Raw genomic sequence first — 13478 nt, forward strand, 5'->3', positions numbered from 1 at the left:
GCTACCCCGACAATAAAATACCTTCACGAAGGAATCAATACCTGACCGCCGGAACACCGATCGAACGGAGGTACCAGCGATGACCGTGGTGGAGGAACGACCCGGTCCGGTCACGGCACCGGCGCCGGCACCCGACGCGCACACCAGGCACCGGGAGTGGCAACGGCTCAAGGCGCGGGCCCACGAAGGCCCCGACCCGCAGGCGACCGTGCGCCAGCACGCACGCGGCAAGCTCACGGCACACGAGAGGATCGCGCTCCTGCTCGACGAGGGGTCGTTCACCGAGATCGAGTCACTGCGGCGGCACCGTGCCACCGGCTTCGGCCTGGAGCACAAACGGCCGTCCGGCGACGGCGTGGTCACCGGATGGGGCACCGTCCACGGCCGGACCGTCTTCGTCTACGCCCACGACTTCCGGGTGTTCGGGGGCGCGCTCGGCGAGGCGCACGCCCAGAAGATCCACAAGGTGATGGACCTCGCCGCGGCCGCGGGCGCGCCGCTGGTCAGCCTCAACGACGGTGCCGGGGCCCGCATCCAGGAGGGCGTGTCCGCGCTCGCCGGCTACGGCGGCATCTTCCGCCGCAACGTCCGGCTGTCCGGCGTGATCCCCCAGATCAGCGTGATGCTGGGGCCCTGCGCCGGCGGCGCGGCCTACTCTCCGGCGCTCACCGACTTCGTCTTCATGGTCCGCGGTACCTCGCAGATGTTCATCACCGGCCCCGACGTGGTCCAGGCGGTCACCGGTGAGCACGTCGGCCTCGACGGTCTCGGCGGCGCCGACGTGCACGCCACGCTGTCCGGCGTCGCCACCGCGGCGTACGACGACGAGGAGAGCTGCCTGCACGACGTCCGCTACCTGCTGTCGCTGCTGCCCGCCAACAACCACGAACTCGCCCCCGCGCACGAAGCGGCCGACCCGGCCGACCGCTCCTGCGACGCCCTGCTGGACCTGGTGCCCGCCGAGGCCCAGCACGCCTACGACATGCGGGCCCTGATCGAACAGGTCGTGGACGACGGCGAGTTCTTCGAGGTGCACTCCGCGTGGGCGCCCAACCTGGTGTGCGCGCTGGCCCGTCTCGACGGCCAGGTGGTCGGTCTGGTCGCCAACCAGCCGGCCGCCATGGCCGGCGTGCTGGACATCTCGGCCTCCGAGAAGGGCGCACGCTTCGTCCAGTTCTGCGACGCGTTCAGCATCCCGCTGGTGACGCTCGTGGACGTTCCCGGCTTCCTGCCCGGCGTCGGCCAGGAGCACGGCGGCATCATCCGGCACGGCGCGAAGCTGCTGTACGCCTACTGCAACGCCACCGTGCCGCGGATCCAGCTGATCGTCCGCAAGGCGTACGGGGGCGCGTACATCGTGATGGACTCCCGGTCCATCGGCGCGGACCTCTCGCTGGCCTGGCCGACCAACGAGATCGCGGTGATGGGTGCGGAGGGCGCGGCCAACGTCGTCTTCCGCAAGGAGATCGCCGCCGCCGACGACCCGGAGACGGCCCGCGCCCAGCTCGTCGACGAGTACCGCAGCGCGTTGATGCACCCGTACTACGCCGCCGAACGCGGCCTCGTGGACGAGGTGATCGACCCGCGCGAGACCAGGGCGGTGCTCGTCCGCTCCCTGGCCATGCTCCGCACGAAGCACGCGGACCTGCCCGCCCGCAAGCACGGCAACGCGCCGGCATGACCCCGCCGACCCCTCACGCGCAGGCGCCGGCCGCCAGGCCGGTGGACGGCGGCGTGCCGGGCCCGCGGCAGGCCGGGTCCCCACCGGCGTTCCGCGTGGTCCGGGGAGACGCGACCCCGGTGGAACTCGCCGCGCTCGCCGTCGTCCTGCTGAGCGTCGCCCGGCCGGCCGGCCAGGAGCCGGACGCCGCCGCGGACCCGTCCCGCGCGGCCTGGCACCGCCCCCGCCACGCCCCCCACCGCTGCCCCCGCTCGTGGCGCCGATGAACGGCACGGCCCACGGGCGGCGGTGGCCCGCCGTCACCGCCGGCAGCGTCCGAATCCGGACCCGGCGTGACGGTGCGGCACGCGGGGCCCGCTCTCGCCACGACGGCGGTGCGGTTCCCGCGACCGGACGCCGAACCGGACTCGCTGTCTCTCAACTCCCGCCTATTTGTTGATAGTTGAGCCGTCCACTTGTCGCGCGCATTGATCCGACCATTTGTGCGAACCGTTGACGCACCCCTGCCCTGTCGCTACCTTCGCGCTCAGCGCTCTCCACTCACCGGCCCCCCACGTACCGCTGAGCCCCTGGAGTTCCACGATGCTGGTACGTGCGTCAACCCCCCACCTGCGCCCCAGGCGCGATAACGTTGTCGACTCTCCTTTCTCCGCCGCTCCTCCGGGCCCTGCGCTGCCCGACAACGTTGTCACCATCATCCTCAGAGGAGAAGCCCCACGATGAAACGACTGTCGAGTTCACCCGGAGCGGCGGTGATCGGCGTGCTCGCGACCGCGGCGCTGGCCGTGGCCGGCATGTGCGCTCCGGCCACGGCGGCCGCGAAGCCCGCCCTGGTCACCTCACCGGCCACCGTGGTAAACCCGTTCATCGGAACGTCGAACCAGGCCAACGACTTCCCGGGCGCGGACGTGCCCTTCGGGATGGTGCAGTGGAGCCCGGACACGACCTCGCGTCCACCGGGCGGCGGCTACGAGTACAACGACTCCTCCATCACCGGCTTCAGCCTGACCCACATCGCCGGCCCCGGCTGCGGCGCGGCCGGTGACGTCCCGGTGCTGCCGACCGTCGGCGCGGTCAACACCGGTGCCACGGACGCGTTCTCGCACGCCAACGAGTCGGCGTCGGCGGGCTCCTACAAGGTCGCGCTCAACAACCAGGTGACGACCGAGCTGACCACGACGACGCGCAGTGGCATGGCCCGCTTCACGTTCCCCAAGACCACCCAGGCGAACCTGGTCTTCAAGCTGACCAGCAGCCAGAACGGCGCCAGTTCGACCCAGTTCACCAAGGTGTCCAGCACCGAGGTGAGCGGACAGGTCACCAGCGGCCACTTCTGCGGCGCGGGCAACACCTACACCGTCTACTTCGACATGGTCTTCGACCAGCCGTTCGCCGGTCAGGGCAGCTCGGCCGCGAAGCCCACGGCCTCCGCCCCGGCGACCACCGGCACGGCGTCCAAGAACGCCGCGGAGAAGCCCAACAAGCCCGTGCTGCACGGGAAGGCGCCCGCTGCGACCACCTCGGACACCACCAAGGGCTCCGCCTCCCCGAACGCCGCCGCCTCCAACGGCTACGTCACCTTCGACACCTCCTCCAACCCGGTCGTGCAGGCGAAGGTCGGCGTGTCCTACGTGTCGGTCGCCAACGCGGTCGCCAACCGCACGGCGGAGAACAGCGGCTGGAACTTCGACACGACCCGGACCGCCGCGCAGAACTCCTGGAACTCCCTGCTCGGCAGGGTGCAGATCGCCGGCGGCACCACCGCGCAGCAGCAGAGCTTCTACACCGCGCTCTACCACTCGCTGCTGCACCCGAACGTGATCAGTGACACCAACGGCCAGTACTACGGCTTCGACGGCAAGACGCACACCGTCGACTCCGGGCACAGCGCGGTGTACGCCAACTACTCCGGCTGGGACATCTACCGCTCGCAGGCCCAACTCGAGGGCCTGATGGCTCCGCAGGTGGCCTCGGACACCGCGCAGTCGATGGTCGACGACTACACGCAGACCGGACAGTTCCCCAAGTGGTCGGAGGACAACGGCGAGTCGTACGTCATGGTGGGTGACCCCGCGGACGGCATTCTCGCGGACTACTACGCCTTCGGCGCCACCTCGTTCGACACCTCCACGGCGCTCACCGACATGGTCGCCGAGGCGAGCAAAACCAACAACGACCGGCCGGGTCTGAACTACCTCAACTCGCCCGGCTACATGCCGCACGACGGCAGCTACGGCTGCTGCAACTTCTACGGGCCGGTCGCGACCACGCTGGAGTACAACACGGCGGACTTCGCGCTGTCCGCGATGGCCGGGGCGCTCGGTGACACCACCGACCAGAAGACCTACGCCAGTCGCGCCCAGGACTGGCGCAACGTCCTCAACCCGGCCTCCGGCTTCGTCGAGCCGCGCAACGCGAGCGGCGCCTGGACCGGTGGTTTCGATCCGACCAGCGGAACCGACATGGTCGAGGCCGACTCCTGGATCTACACCGGCATGGTGCCGTTCGACATCGGCGGTCTCGCGCACGCCAAGGGCGGCAACGCCGCGATGAACGACTACCTCGACACCACGCTGCGCAGCTACACCGGCGCGAACGGCTACGCCTGGGTCGGGAACGAGCCCAGCATCGAACTGCCCTGGGAGTACGACTACATCGGTGAGCCGTACAAGACGCAGGGCACGGTGCGGTCCATCCAGGACCAGATCTGGGCCGACACCCCCGGGGGACTGGCCGACGGCAACGACGACCTCGGAGCGATGAGCGCCTGGTACGTGTGGTCCGCGCTCGGCATGTTCCCGGAGACCCCGGGCACGTCCGATCTCGCCCTGGGCTCACCGCTGTTCACCCAGGCCGTGATCACGCTGCCGTCCGGGCAGACGCTGACCGTCAACGGCAACGGCGCGGCCGACAACGCCCCCTACGTGCAGTCGGCGACCTGGAACGGCGCGGCCTGGAACAACGCCTACGCCCCCACCACGGCCATCACCGCGGGCGGCACCCTGAACTACACCCTCGGCACCGCCGCCAACACCTCGTGGGCGACGGCCGCTTCGGCGGCGCCGCCGTCGTACGCCGGAGGCACCACGGCACCGGCATCGCCGCGCATCGGAGCGATCGGCGCGGGCGTCGGCACGAACCTGTGCCTGGACGACGCCAACTCCGCGACCGCCGACGGCACCCACGCCCAGATCTGGGGCTGCGACAGCACCTACGCGCAGGACTGGATCATCGCGTCGGACAGCACCCTGCGGACGCTCGGCAAGTGCCTGGACGTCAGCAACAGCGGAACCACCAACGGCACGTTGGTCCAACTGTGGACCTGCAACGGCACCGGTGCCCAGAAGTGGACCCCGGGAGCCAACGGCTCACTGGTCAACCCGCAGTCCGGGCTGTGCCTGGACGTTCCGAACTCCTCCACCACCAACGGCACCCAGGTGCAGCTCTACACCTGCAACGGCTCAGGCGCCCAGAACTGGAAGCTGCCGAGCTGAGCCGGCCGCCCGGCCACCGGGCGGCCCCCTCGGACGAGCTCAGGCTCTTCCCGCCCCGGTTCCCCGGCCGTTCGGCCGGGGAACCGGGGCTTCCCGCGAGAGGCGGGGCGAGCACGCGGAAGATCCTCGCGACGGCCCGTCAACGGTCCTGCCGGTCCCCCTGGTGCGGCGGCAGCACGATCGTGAACTCGTCCTCCACGGGCGGGTTCTGCTCCTGCCCCAGCATCCCCGTCGCGGCGAAGCAGCGCACCCGCACCGCACCGGGGCGCACGTCCAGCCGCAGGAAGCTCTTGAAGAACGGCGGGTCGTAGGTGGCCGACGCGGGCGAGAGCAGCCCGGTCAGCGTCTTGCGCACGGGCATCCTGATCCAGCGGCGCCGGTGCGGCCGCGGTGGAACGCCGAGCACGCTCGCGACGAACCGGGCCCGGAGCCCGGGAGTGGCCGCACCGCCCGCCGCGCCGGCCGTGCCGCGCGCCCGCACCGGCGCCGTGCCCAGGCGCTGCGCCACCACCGCCGACGCCTCGTCGGGGTGCAGGTCGAACAGCCGGCGCAGCCGCAGCCTGCGCCCGTACATGCGGCTGTAGAACGCCAGCGAGTCGCCGCGCAGCGGGTAACAGCGGAAGTCGTCCTCGGTGACGCCGCCGACGTGGACCCGCGGGATGGTGTGCGTCGCGTGCATGAACGCGCCACCGCCGCCGGAGACCACGTACTCGATGCGCCGCCCGTCGACGTCGACCGGATAGTGCTGGTAGTTGTGGATGTCACCGCCGATCGCCGCGACGTAGTGGTGCGCCGGGTCGGTGACGATCTCGTCCACGGTGCCGCCCCCCTCGATCGCGCACGGGTGGTGCTCGCCGTCCACATAGATCGGCGACCCGGTCACCAGGATCTTGGGGCGGTCGCCCGCCGAGACGCGGCGCAGCCACGCGCCCTGCTCGCGGTCGATGTCGCCGAGCAGGCCGGTGTCGATCCCCACGATCCGGAGCGGGCCCGCGTCGATCGCCCAGTACGGGCCGGGCTGGGACGCCTGCTGGGCCGGCGCGCCGCGCAGCAGCCGCTCCTCGTCGAGCCGCTCGTCGTCCGGTGTCTCCGGCTTCGCCCACAGCAGCGTCCGCCACCAGGCGGCCGACAGCGCCCTCGGGCGCGGCGCGGGGGGCAGCGCCGGCGCGCGGCAGAACACGCGCATGAAGCCGGTGAGCCCGTCGTACCAGTCGTGGTTGCCGGGTATCGCGTAGATCGGCGCGGCGTAGTCGCGGTAGGGGCGGAAGAACTTCGGACCGTACTCGTCGCCGCTGCCCACCGGGTACAGGACGTCGCTGCACACCACGGCGAAACGGGTGCCGGCGCCCGCCTCGAGCAGACCGGGTACGACGGCGTACTGCGGGCCGTCGCCCTCGCCGGTGTCGCCGATCACGACGAAGGAGAACGTGTCGGGGTCGTCCCTGGCGATCACCAGATCGTCGCCCGCGACGGGGACCCCGCGGGAGCCGTCGGCGGATGCCGCGGTGTCCGGGGTGTCGCCGCGCCGTGCGGCCTGGGCCGCGACCCAGCGGGAGCGGTCCCGGCCGGTGGGGTCGCCGAGCAGCGAGGCCAGCGGCCCGTTGCGCGCCTTCCACAACGTCCCGGGCTTGAGCCAGGACAGTTTGACGACCTGGGCGGGCATCAACTCCCGGTAGGTTCCGGGTTCTTGATCCTGCCAGCCGGCGCCCGACAGGGAATCACGCGAGGAAGCGACCATCGGCGCAGCGTAACAACCGTGGCCGGCGCCCCATCGGGCGGCGGCCGTTCGGGGGTACGTCCCGTGCACGGGAGCGCGCCCGCACACCGTGTCACTGCGAGCCCGCGGCCACCACCTTCGCGGTGAGGGGTTCGAGTACGGAGGTCAGCTCGTCGAGCTCTGCGGGGGTCAGGGCGTCGTACGGCGGGGCGGCGAGGTCGTCGGTGACGGACTCGATGCGCCGCCTGGTCTCGCGGCCCGCGTCGGTGAAGTGGCCGTCGGCGTCGACGAGTCCCCGGTCGCGCAAGCCCTCCATGACCGCGGTCAGCCGTTCCTTCGGCAGGTGGTGGATGCGCCCGAACGACTCGGGCGGGTGGATGTCCTGGGCCAGCGCGGACAGGACGTGGGCCTCGGTGCCGCTGATGCGCGCACCGAGGAGGGCGGCGACGTGCCCGTCACCGCGGTGCTCGCGCAGCATCGTCGCGGAGTGCCACAGCCGGGCCACCGGATCGCCCGGCACCGGAAGGGTGCGCATCGCGGCGTACATGACCCGGCCTTCCGTGGGCGCGTTCGTCGCCGCCTTGGTGGTCAGGTCGGCGGCGCGCACCAGGCCCGGGGAGCCTGCCAGTTCGGGGCCGAGGATCCGTCGCAGGGAGGCCGCGCTGCCCCGCTCCCGCGCGGCGACGGACGCTTCGGGCGGGATCGTCTCCCAGGCGCTCGGGATGTGCCGCGCGGCCTCCCCCTCGGCGAAGTTGTAGAAGGCCGCGTGCACGACCTGCGCCGGCACCCGCCCGAGCGGCGCGGCACGGCTGGCGAAGTAGCCGTCCCAGTAGGTGCGGTGGCCGAGCGCGGCCAGCTCCTCGTTGCACTCGTCGGCGAGGAAGGTGACCAGGCAGATCGGTTCCAGGAGCTCGAACATGCGCCGGGCGGTGGGCGCCGCGGTCTCCCCCGGGACCGGCTGGGTGAGGTTCACCGGGTTGCCGTCGGGGTCCTTGATGTGGGCGACGCGCTGTCCCCACGGCATGTCGTTGGGGCCGCCGTTGAGCGAGCCGCCCAGTGCCGTCACCCGGCCGAGTGTCACGTCGACGTCATCGACCTCGATGCTGAGCACGATCCGCGGTGCCGCCCCGGCCCCGGGGCCCGCCTTGGCCACCAGCCCGAGGTCGGTGTCGCCGATGCGCAGCCCGACGTAGAAGGCCGGACCCTCCTCCGGCACCCGGAAGATCTCCTGGGCGCCGAACAACTGCGTGTAGAAGCCCAGCAGGACGTCGTGGTCGTCCGTGAGGATCACCGGCTGGATCGTGGACATGGCACTCCTGTCGAGAACGGTCGTGTCGCCGGGTAGACCGTTCCCGGACGCCGAACTCATCGGCGCGACCGCCCCGAGGACAGGGACGACCGCCGCACGGCCGGGGACCGGAGCCGGCCCCTACCGCGCCGGTCCGCTCACGTAGGCGACGTTCTGCATCATGCCGAGGTCTTCGTGGTGGAGCTGGTGGCAGTGGGCGACGGTGCGGCCGGTGAAGTCCTCGTACCGGACGAGGAAGGTGACGGACTGGCCGGGGGTGCCGCCGGCCAGGCCGATGGTGTCGTGCCAGACCGGCGGGTCCAGGCGCAGGCCGTTCCGGTGGGTGACGAGGAACTGGTTGGTGTGCAGGTGGAACGGGTGGTTGTGGACGGGCGCCGTCTCGTCGGTGCGGACGGTCCAGCGTTCGGTCGTGCCCAGCCGCAGGGTGTGGTTGACGTAGGCGGGGTCGAACAGGCCGTGGGCCGGGTCCCGCCTCAGGTCGCCGCCGTGGTGTGCCGCGGGGGTGGCGTGGGTGCCCAGGATGCGAAAGGCGTTGGGGAACGCCCCGGGGAAGACGGCGGGGTCGGTGTGGAAGACCACCTCGCGGTCCGCGCCGGCGTGGGCCACGTCGCTCTCGTCGAGGAACGGCCGGCCCTGCGGCAGGGAGTCGGGCAGGCCCATGGGCGGCTCCACGGGCTCGCCCGCCACCTCGATCGTCATCAACGGCACCGGCACGCCCGCCGCGCGCAGCTCGAACCGTCCCGCCGTACCGGCGCGGACCAGGACGTCGGCGCGGTTGCCCATCGCCATCTCCAGCGCCCGCACGGACACGGGCGTGGGGAAGGTGACGCCGTCCTGGGCGATCTGATGCATCGCCAGTCCTCCGCCCGGGCCGGTGACCTGCACCCGCAGGGCGGTGAACGCGGTCGCGGCCACCAGCCGCCATCGCTGGACCTCCCCCGGGCGCAGCGTGAGCGTCGGGTTGGCGGCGCCGTTGACGGTGAAGACGGAGGGCGCCGTGGTCAGCCAGTCCCCTGAGGTGAAGGCGGGGACCCTGCCGCCCCGCACCTTCAGCTCGTTGACGCAGACCACGACGTCGGCGGCGGCCCTGATCTCCGGGACGTCGTCGACGTCGCCCTCCACGATGACCACCCCGGCCATACCGCCGGCGATCTGCTCCGCGGTGGCCCCGTGCAGGTGCGGGTGGTACCAGTACGTTCCGGCCGGGTGATCGGCCGGCACATGGATCGTCGAGGAGTACCGCGGCTCGGGCATGCCGGCGGCGACCTCCTCGGGGGTGCGCGGCGCGAACTCGCGCAGCACGTTGTCGGCCTCCCCCGACGGGCACACATGCATCCCGTGCGTGTGCAGGTTGAAGCTGTTCGGGTGGTGCGGAACGTTGTGCCCGCCGTGGTGCGGCGCGTTGGGCGGCAGGCCGTTGACATGCGTCAGCCGCAGCGTCTGTCCGCCGCGAACCCGCAGCGTCGGCCCGGGGATCGCCCGGTTGTACGCGCGGGTGAGGACCGGGCCGTACCCCGGGACCCTGACCTGGCTGAACCGGACATCGAGCACCTGCTCCACCACCGGCGCCACCCAGCCGCCCGCCCGCGGCGCGGACACCACCACCGGCTGCGGAAATTCCTCGCGCGCCGCCCCCGCCGCCCCCGCCGCCGCCCCCGCGGCCCGGCCGGCGGCACCGCCCTCGACCGCAGCAGCCAAGCCGGCCCCCGCGGCCGCCCTCAACACCGACCGACGAGTCATCCCATGTACGCCCATAGCCGGACAATCTAGAACAGGCCCGCCGGACCCTCCCGCCCGCCGCACCGGTCCCGCCCGGTACGGCACGGGGCCGTAGGTTCGGGTGACGACGCCCGGGTCCGCTCAGGGCGCGGGCCGGATGCCGGAGACGTGTGGGCAGCATCCGGGAGTTGGTGGCCGGCGACACTGGCCGGGCCCGGCGCTCGTCCGTGCAATGGTGGCCGTATGCATGACGAGGTGAGGTTCGCGCCCGATCTGTACCAGGGGACATCCGGTCACTACGACCGGTTCCGGCTCCCCTACCCCGACGCGATGATCGACGATCTCCTGCGCCGGGCGGCCCCGTCCGGGGACGGACGCTTGCTCGACCTCGCTTGCGGCACCGGCCAGCTCGCCTTCCCCCTCGGCGACCGGTTCGCCGACGTCTGGGCCGTGGATGCCGAGGCCGACATGACCCGGGTGGTCCGCGCCCAGGCCGTCGCCGCCCAGGCCGACCACGTCCGAACGGTCACCGTCAGCGCCGAGGAACTGCGGGCCGAGCCGGGCAGCTTCGAGCTGATCGTCATCGGCAACGCCTTCCACCGGCTCCGCCGCGACCTGGTCGCCCAACGCGCCCACGCCTGGCTCAAGCCCGGTGGCTGCCTGGCCCTGTGCTGGTCAACCTCCCCGTGGGCGGGCCCCAGGGACTGGCAGCACGCACTCGCCGCCCTGCTCCGCACGTGGCAGGACGCCCTCGGCGTGGCCAGCCGCGTCCCGGCCGGCTGGGAGCAGGCACGCCAGCAGGATCCCGACCACGAGGTGCTGTCCCGTGCCGGGTTCGCGCCCGTCGAACGACACGAGTTCACTGTCGAACACCGCTGGACGATCCCTGAACTCGCCGGCCACATCCGGTCGACATCGTTCCTTCCGCCCGCCGCGCTCGGGGACCACGCCGCCGAGTTCGACGCCGCACTCTCCACCGAGCTCACCCCCTACGCAGGCGACGGCAGCCTCACCGACCCGGTCGGCTTCGCCTACGAACTGACCCGCAGGCCCGGGCCGGCGTGAGAGCGGAGCAGCCCTCGCTCCACCTGGGCGAGTGCCCGGTCCCCACCCAGCCGATCGGACACCACCTGGTGAACCCGCTCGACAGCGGCCTCGCGAGGTCGCGGGCGCCTAGCCGGGGGCCGGGCGCCTGCCGCGGTGTCTGCTGCCGGTCGGTCGACTCGTGGCGTTCGGTGCGCGGTCGGCTTTTCCGTGCTACCTTGATGATCAGTTGCAGTTGTGGTTCCCAAGACTTCAAGTGCTCCCACCACCCTTGGTGGTGCGAGCACTTTTGTTTTATCCGGGTCTGTTTCCCGGGCGGGGCAATCATCGCGGCGACGCGGAGGCCGCGGAGTGCGGTCCCGGGTACTGCCCCGAAGGAGATATGACATGGCTACTGGCACCGTGAAGTGGTTCAACTCGGAAAAGGGCTTCGGCTTCATCGAGCAGGACGGCGGCGGCCCCGACGTCTTCGCCCACTACTCGAACATCGCCTCCTCCGGCTTCCGTGAGCTCCAGGAAGGCCAGAAGGTGAACTTCGACGTCACGCAGGGCCAGAAGGGCCCGCAGGCGGAGAACATCGTTCCCGCCTGACGTTCGACACACGCGGTAGGCCGGGGCCCGCACCTTGGGGTGCGGACCCCGGCCTGTCGCTGTTGGCACGACCCCCGCAGCAGGGGCACCGCGGTCGACGACGACCGCGCCCACCTCATCGGAGACCACCGGGGCGCACCCGCCCGCCGGCCTCCCGTCACCGCGTTCGCTGTCGCCTCTCCCGTGCGGCGGCCCCACAGCGGTCATCCCTTCCGGAGCGTCCCGGCACCCGTTGCCCCTCCGGACCTTGTTCCTGTCAACGGTCCGTCCTTGCGATTCCCCCGCGTGTGGTTGCCGCCCGGAATTCCTCGACGTGCCGCACCGAGGAAGGCTTCGCATGAAGCGCACCACCATCCGTACGCAGGACCCGTCGTTCCGCACCCGTTCGAAGAGCTCCAGCGGCCAGTTCGGCGGTCCCCGCGACAACCGCCGCCCCGGCCAGGGCCGTTCGGCCTCGGGCCGCCCGGCCGCGCCGCAGGGCGAGTTCGCCCTGCCCGTCACCGTCACCCCCGCCCTCCCGGCGGTGGACGCGTTCGCCGCGCTGGACATGCCGGACCGGCTGCTGGCGGAACTCGTGCACCAGGGCATCACCGTCCCGTTCCCCATCCAGGCCGCCACGCTGCCCAACGCCCTGGCCGGCCGCGACGTACTGGGGCGGGGCCGCACCGGGTCGGGCAAGACGCTCGCCTTCGGGCTGGCGCTGCTGGCCCGTACCGCCGGGCAGCGCGCCGAACCCCGGCAGCCGCTGGCCCTGGTCCTGGTCCCCACCCGGGAACTGGCCCAGCAGGTCACCGACGCGCTCACCCCGTACGCCAGGAGCTGCCGTCTGCGGCTCACCACGGTCGTCGGCGGCTTGTCGATCGGCCGGCAGGCGGGCGCGCTGCGCGGCGGGGTGGAGGTCGTCGTGGCCACGCCGGGGCGGCTCAAGGACCTGATCGACCGCGGTGCATGCCGGCTCGACCGCGTCGCGATCACTGTGCTGGACGAAGCCGACCAGATGGCGGACATGGGCTTCATGCCCCAGGTCACGGCACTGCTCGACCAAGTACGGCCCGGCGGCCAGCGCATGCTGTTCTCCGCCACCCTCGACCGCAACATCGACCTGCTGGTCCGCCGCTACCTCTCCGACCCGGTCGTCCACTCCGTCGACCCCTCGGCGGGCGCGGTCACCGCGATGGAGCACCACGTCCTGCAGGTCCACCAGGCCGACAAGTACGCGACCACGACGGAGATCGCGGCCCGCGACGGCCGGGTCATGATGTTCCTGGACACCAAACACGCGGTCGACCACCTCACCCAGCACCTGCTCAACAGCGGCGTGCGCGCCGCCGCGCTGCACGGCGGCAAGTCACAGTCGCAGCGCACCCGCACGCTGGCCCAGTTCAAGACCGGTCACGTCACCGTGCTGGTGGCCACCAACGTGGCCGCCCGCGGCATCCACGTCGACAACCTCGACCTGGTCGTCAACGTCGACCCGCCGAGCGACCACAAGGACTACCTGCACCGGGGCGGCCGCACCGCCCGCGCCGGCGAGTCCGGCACCGTCGTCACCCTGGTCCTGCCCAGCCAGCGCCGCGGCGTCAGCCGGCTGATGAGCACCGCCGGCATCACCCCCCGGACCACCCAGGTCCGGTCCGGCGAGGCCGAACTGAGCCGCATCACCGGCGCCCAGGCGCCGTCCGGCGTCCCCGTCACCGTTGACGCGCCGGTGGCCGAGCGACCCCGGCGCATCGGCGCGCCCGTCCGCGGCCGGGGCGGCCGGCCCGTCGCGAGCCGCGGTTCCGCCGCAACAGCCCGCGCCCGGAAGGCGACTTCGGCACGGGAGTCCGCGTCCGCGCCCGTGTCCGCGCCCCGGACATCGACGTCGACGTCCGCGGCGTGACGCTCCTCCCCGATGCCGGCTCGGCCGGCTGCTGACATCGG

The 13478-nt window shown here is 72.1% G+C and carries 9 protein-coding genes and 1 pseudogene; 6 read left to right on the forward strand and 4 right to left on the reverse strand.

Annotated elements, in window-relative coordinates; genetic code table 11:
• Positions 1-79: 79 nt before the first annotated feature.
• The 3 genes from BMW99_RS14380 (at position 80) to BMW99_RS14390 (ending at position 5175) form a co-directional block, all read left to right on the forward strand.
• Positions 80-1681, forward strand: a complete 1602-nt coding sequence (locus BMW99_RS14380) for an acyl-CoA carboxylase subunit beta (protein WP_075016901.1) — start codon at positions 80-82, stop codon at positions 1679-1681.
• Positions 1678-1947 carry an acyl-CoA carboxylase subunit epsilon gene (locus BMW99_RS14385; RefSeq protein ID WP_075016902.1) on the forward strand — a complete coding sequence of 90 codons (270 nt, stop codon included), beginning with the start codon at positions 1678-1680 and terminating at the stop codon, positions 1945-1947. The genes BMW99_RS14380 and BMW99_RS14385 overlap by 4 nt, the downstream gene beginning before the upstream one ends.
• 453 nt (positions 1948-2400) lie before the next feature.
• Entirely contained in the window at positions 2401-5175 is a 2775-nt protein-coding gene (locus tag BMW99_RS14390; RefSeq protein ID WP_079138846.1) for a lectin, read from the forward strand.
• A gap of 139 nt (positions 5176-5314) precedes the next feature.
• On the opposite strand, the gene BMW99_RS14395 is transcribed toward BMW99_RS14390, so the two are convergent.
• The 4 genes and pseudogenes from BMW99_RS14395 to BMW99_RS14410 all read right to left on the reverse strand — a co-directional run bounded on the left by BMW99_RS14395 (position 5315) and on the right by BMW99_RS14410 (position 9899).
• Entirely contained in the window at positions 5315-6913 is a 1599-nt protein-coding gene (locus tag BMW99_RS14395; RefSeq protein WP_069466099.1) for a metallophosphoesterase family protein, read from the reverse strand.
• 91 nt (positions 6914-7004) lie between these two features.
• Positions 7005-7811 carry an SCO6745 family protein gene (locus BMW99_RS43075; RefSeq protein ID WP_069466100.1) on the reverse strand — a complete coding sequence of 269 codons (807 nt, stop codon included), beginning with the start codon at positions 7809-7811 and terminating at the stop codon, positions 7005-7007.
• A gap of 30 nt (positions 7812-7841) precedes the next feature.
• Positions 7842-8201 (reverse strand): annotated as a pseudogene (locus BMW99_RS42900) (VOC family protein); the annotation flags it as partial.
• A 120-nt stretch (positions 8202-8321) separates the two neighbouring features.
• Positions 8322-9899 carry a multicopper oxidase family protein gene (locus tag BMW99_RS14410; protein ID WP_177226075.1) on the reverse strand — a complete coding sequence of 526 codons (1578 nt, stop codon included), beginning with the start codon at positions 9897-9899 and terminating at the stop codon, positions 8322-8324.
• A 264-nt stretch (positions 9900-10163) separates the two neighbouring features.
• Between BMW99_RS14410 and BMW99_RS14415 the strand changes: the two genes are divergently transcribed.
• The 3 genes from BMW99_RS14415 (at position 10164) to BMW99_RS14425 (ending at position 13437) form a co-directional block, all read left to right on the forward strand.
• On the forward strand, positions 10164-10985 hold the full coding sequence (locus BMW99_RS14415) for a class I SAM-dependent methyltransferase (RefSeq protein WP_075016904.1): 822 nt from the start codon (positions 10164-10166) through the stop codon (positions 10983-10985).
• Positions 10986-11351: 366 nt separating this feature from the next.
• Positions 11352-11555: a cold-shock protein gene (locus BMW99_RS14420; protein WP_069467243.1), complete on the forward strand. Its 204-nt coding sequence runs from the start codon at positions 11352-11354 to the stop codon at positions 11553-11555.
• A gap of 337 nt (positions 11556-11892) precedes the next feature.
• Positions 11893-13437 (forward strand): DEAD/DEAH box helicase, encoded by a 1545-nt coding sequence (locus tag BMW99_RS14425; protein ID WP_075016905.1) that lies wholly within the window; start codon positions 11893-11895, stop codon positions 13435-13437.
• Positions 13438-13478 lie beyond the last annotated feature (41 nt).

This window comes from Actinacidiphila rubida (assembly GCF_900110255.1).
Classification (GTDB): domain Bacteria; phylum Actinomycetota; class Actinomycetes; order Streptomycetales; family Streptomycetaceae; genus Actinacidiphila; species Actinacidiphila rubida.

Bases quoted from the DNA above. Each gene is read 5' to 3' on its own strand.
- BMW99_RS43075 (WP_069466100.1), bottom strand. From the start codon at position 7,811: ATGTTCGAGCTCCTGGAACCGATCTGCCTGGTCACCTTCCTCGCCGAC.
- BMW99_RS14395 (WP_069466099.1), bottom strand. From the start codon at position 6,913: ATGGTCGCTTCCTCGCGTGATTCCCTGTCGGGCGCCGGCTGGCAGGAT.
- BMW99_RS14380 (WP_075016901.1), top strand. From the start codon at position 80: ATGACCGTGGTGGAGGAACGACCCGGTCCGGTCACGGCACCGGCGCCG.
- BMW99_RS14415 (WP_075016904.1), top strand. From the start codon at position 10,164: ATGCATGACGAGGTGAGGTTCGCGCCCGATCTGTACCAGGGGACATCC.
- BMW99_RS14390 (WP_079138846.1), top strand. From the start codon at position 2,401: ATGAAACGACTGTCGAGTTCACCCGGAGCGGCGGTGATCGGCGTGCTC.
- BMW99_RS14385 (WP_075016902.1), top strand. From the start codon at position 1,678: ATGACCCCGCCGACCCCTCACGCGCAGGCGCCGGCCGCCAGGCCGGTG.
- BMW99_RS14425 (WP_075016905.1), top strand. From the start codon at position 11,893: ATGAAGCGCACCACCATCCGTACGCAGGACCCGTCGTTCCGCACCCGT.
- BMW99_RS14420 (WP_069467243.1), top strand. From the start codon at position 11,352: ATGGCTACTGGCACCGTGAAGTGGTTCAACTCGGAAAAGGGCTTCGGC.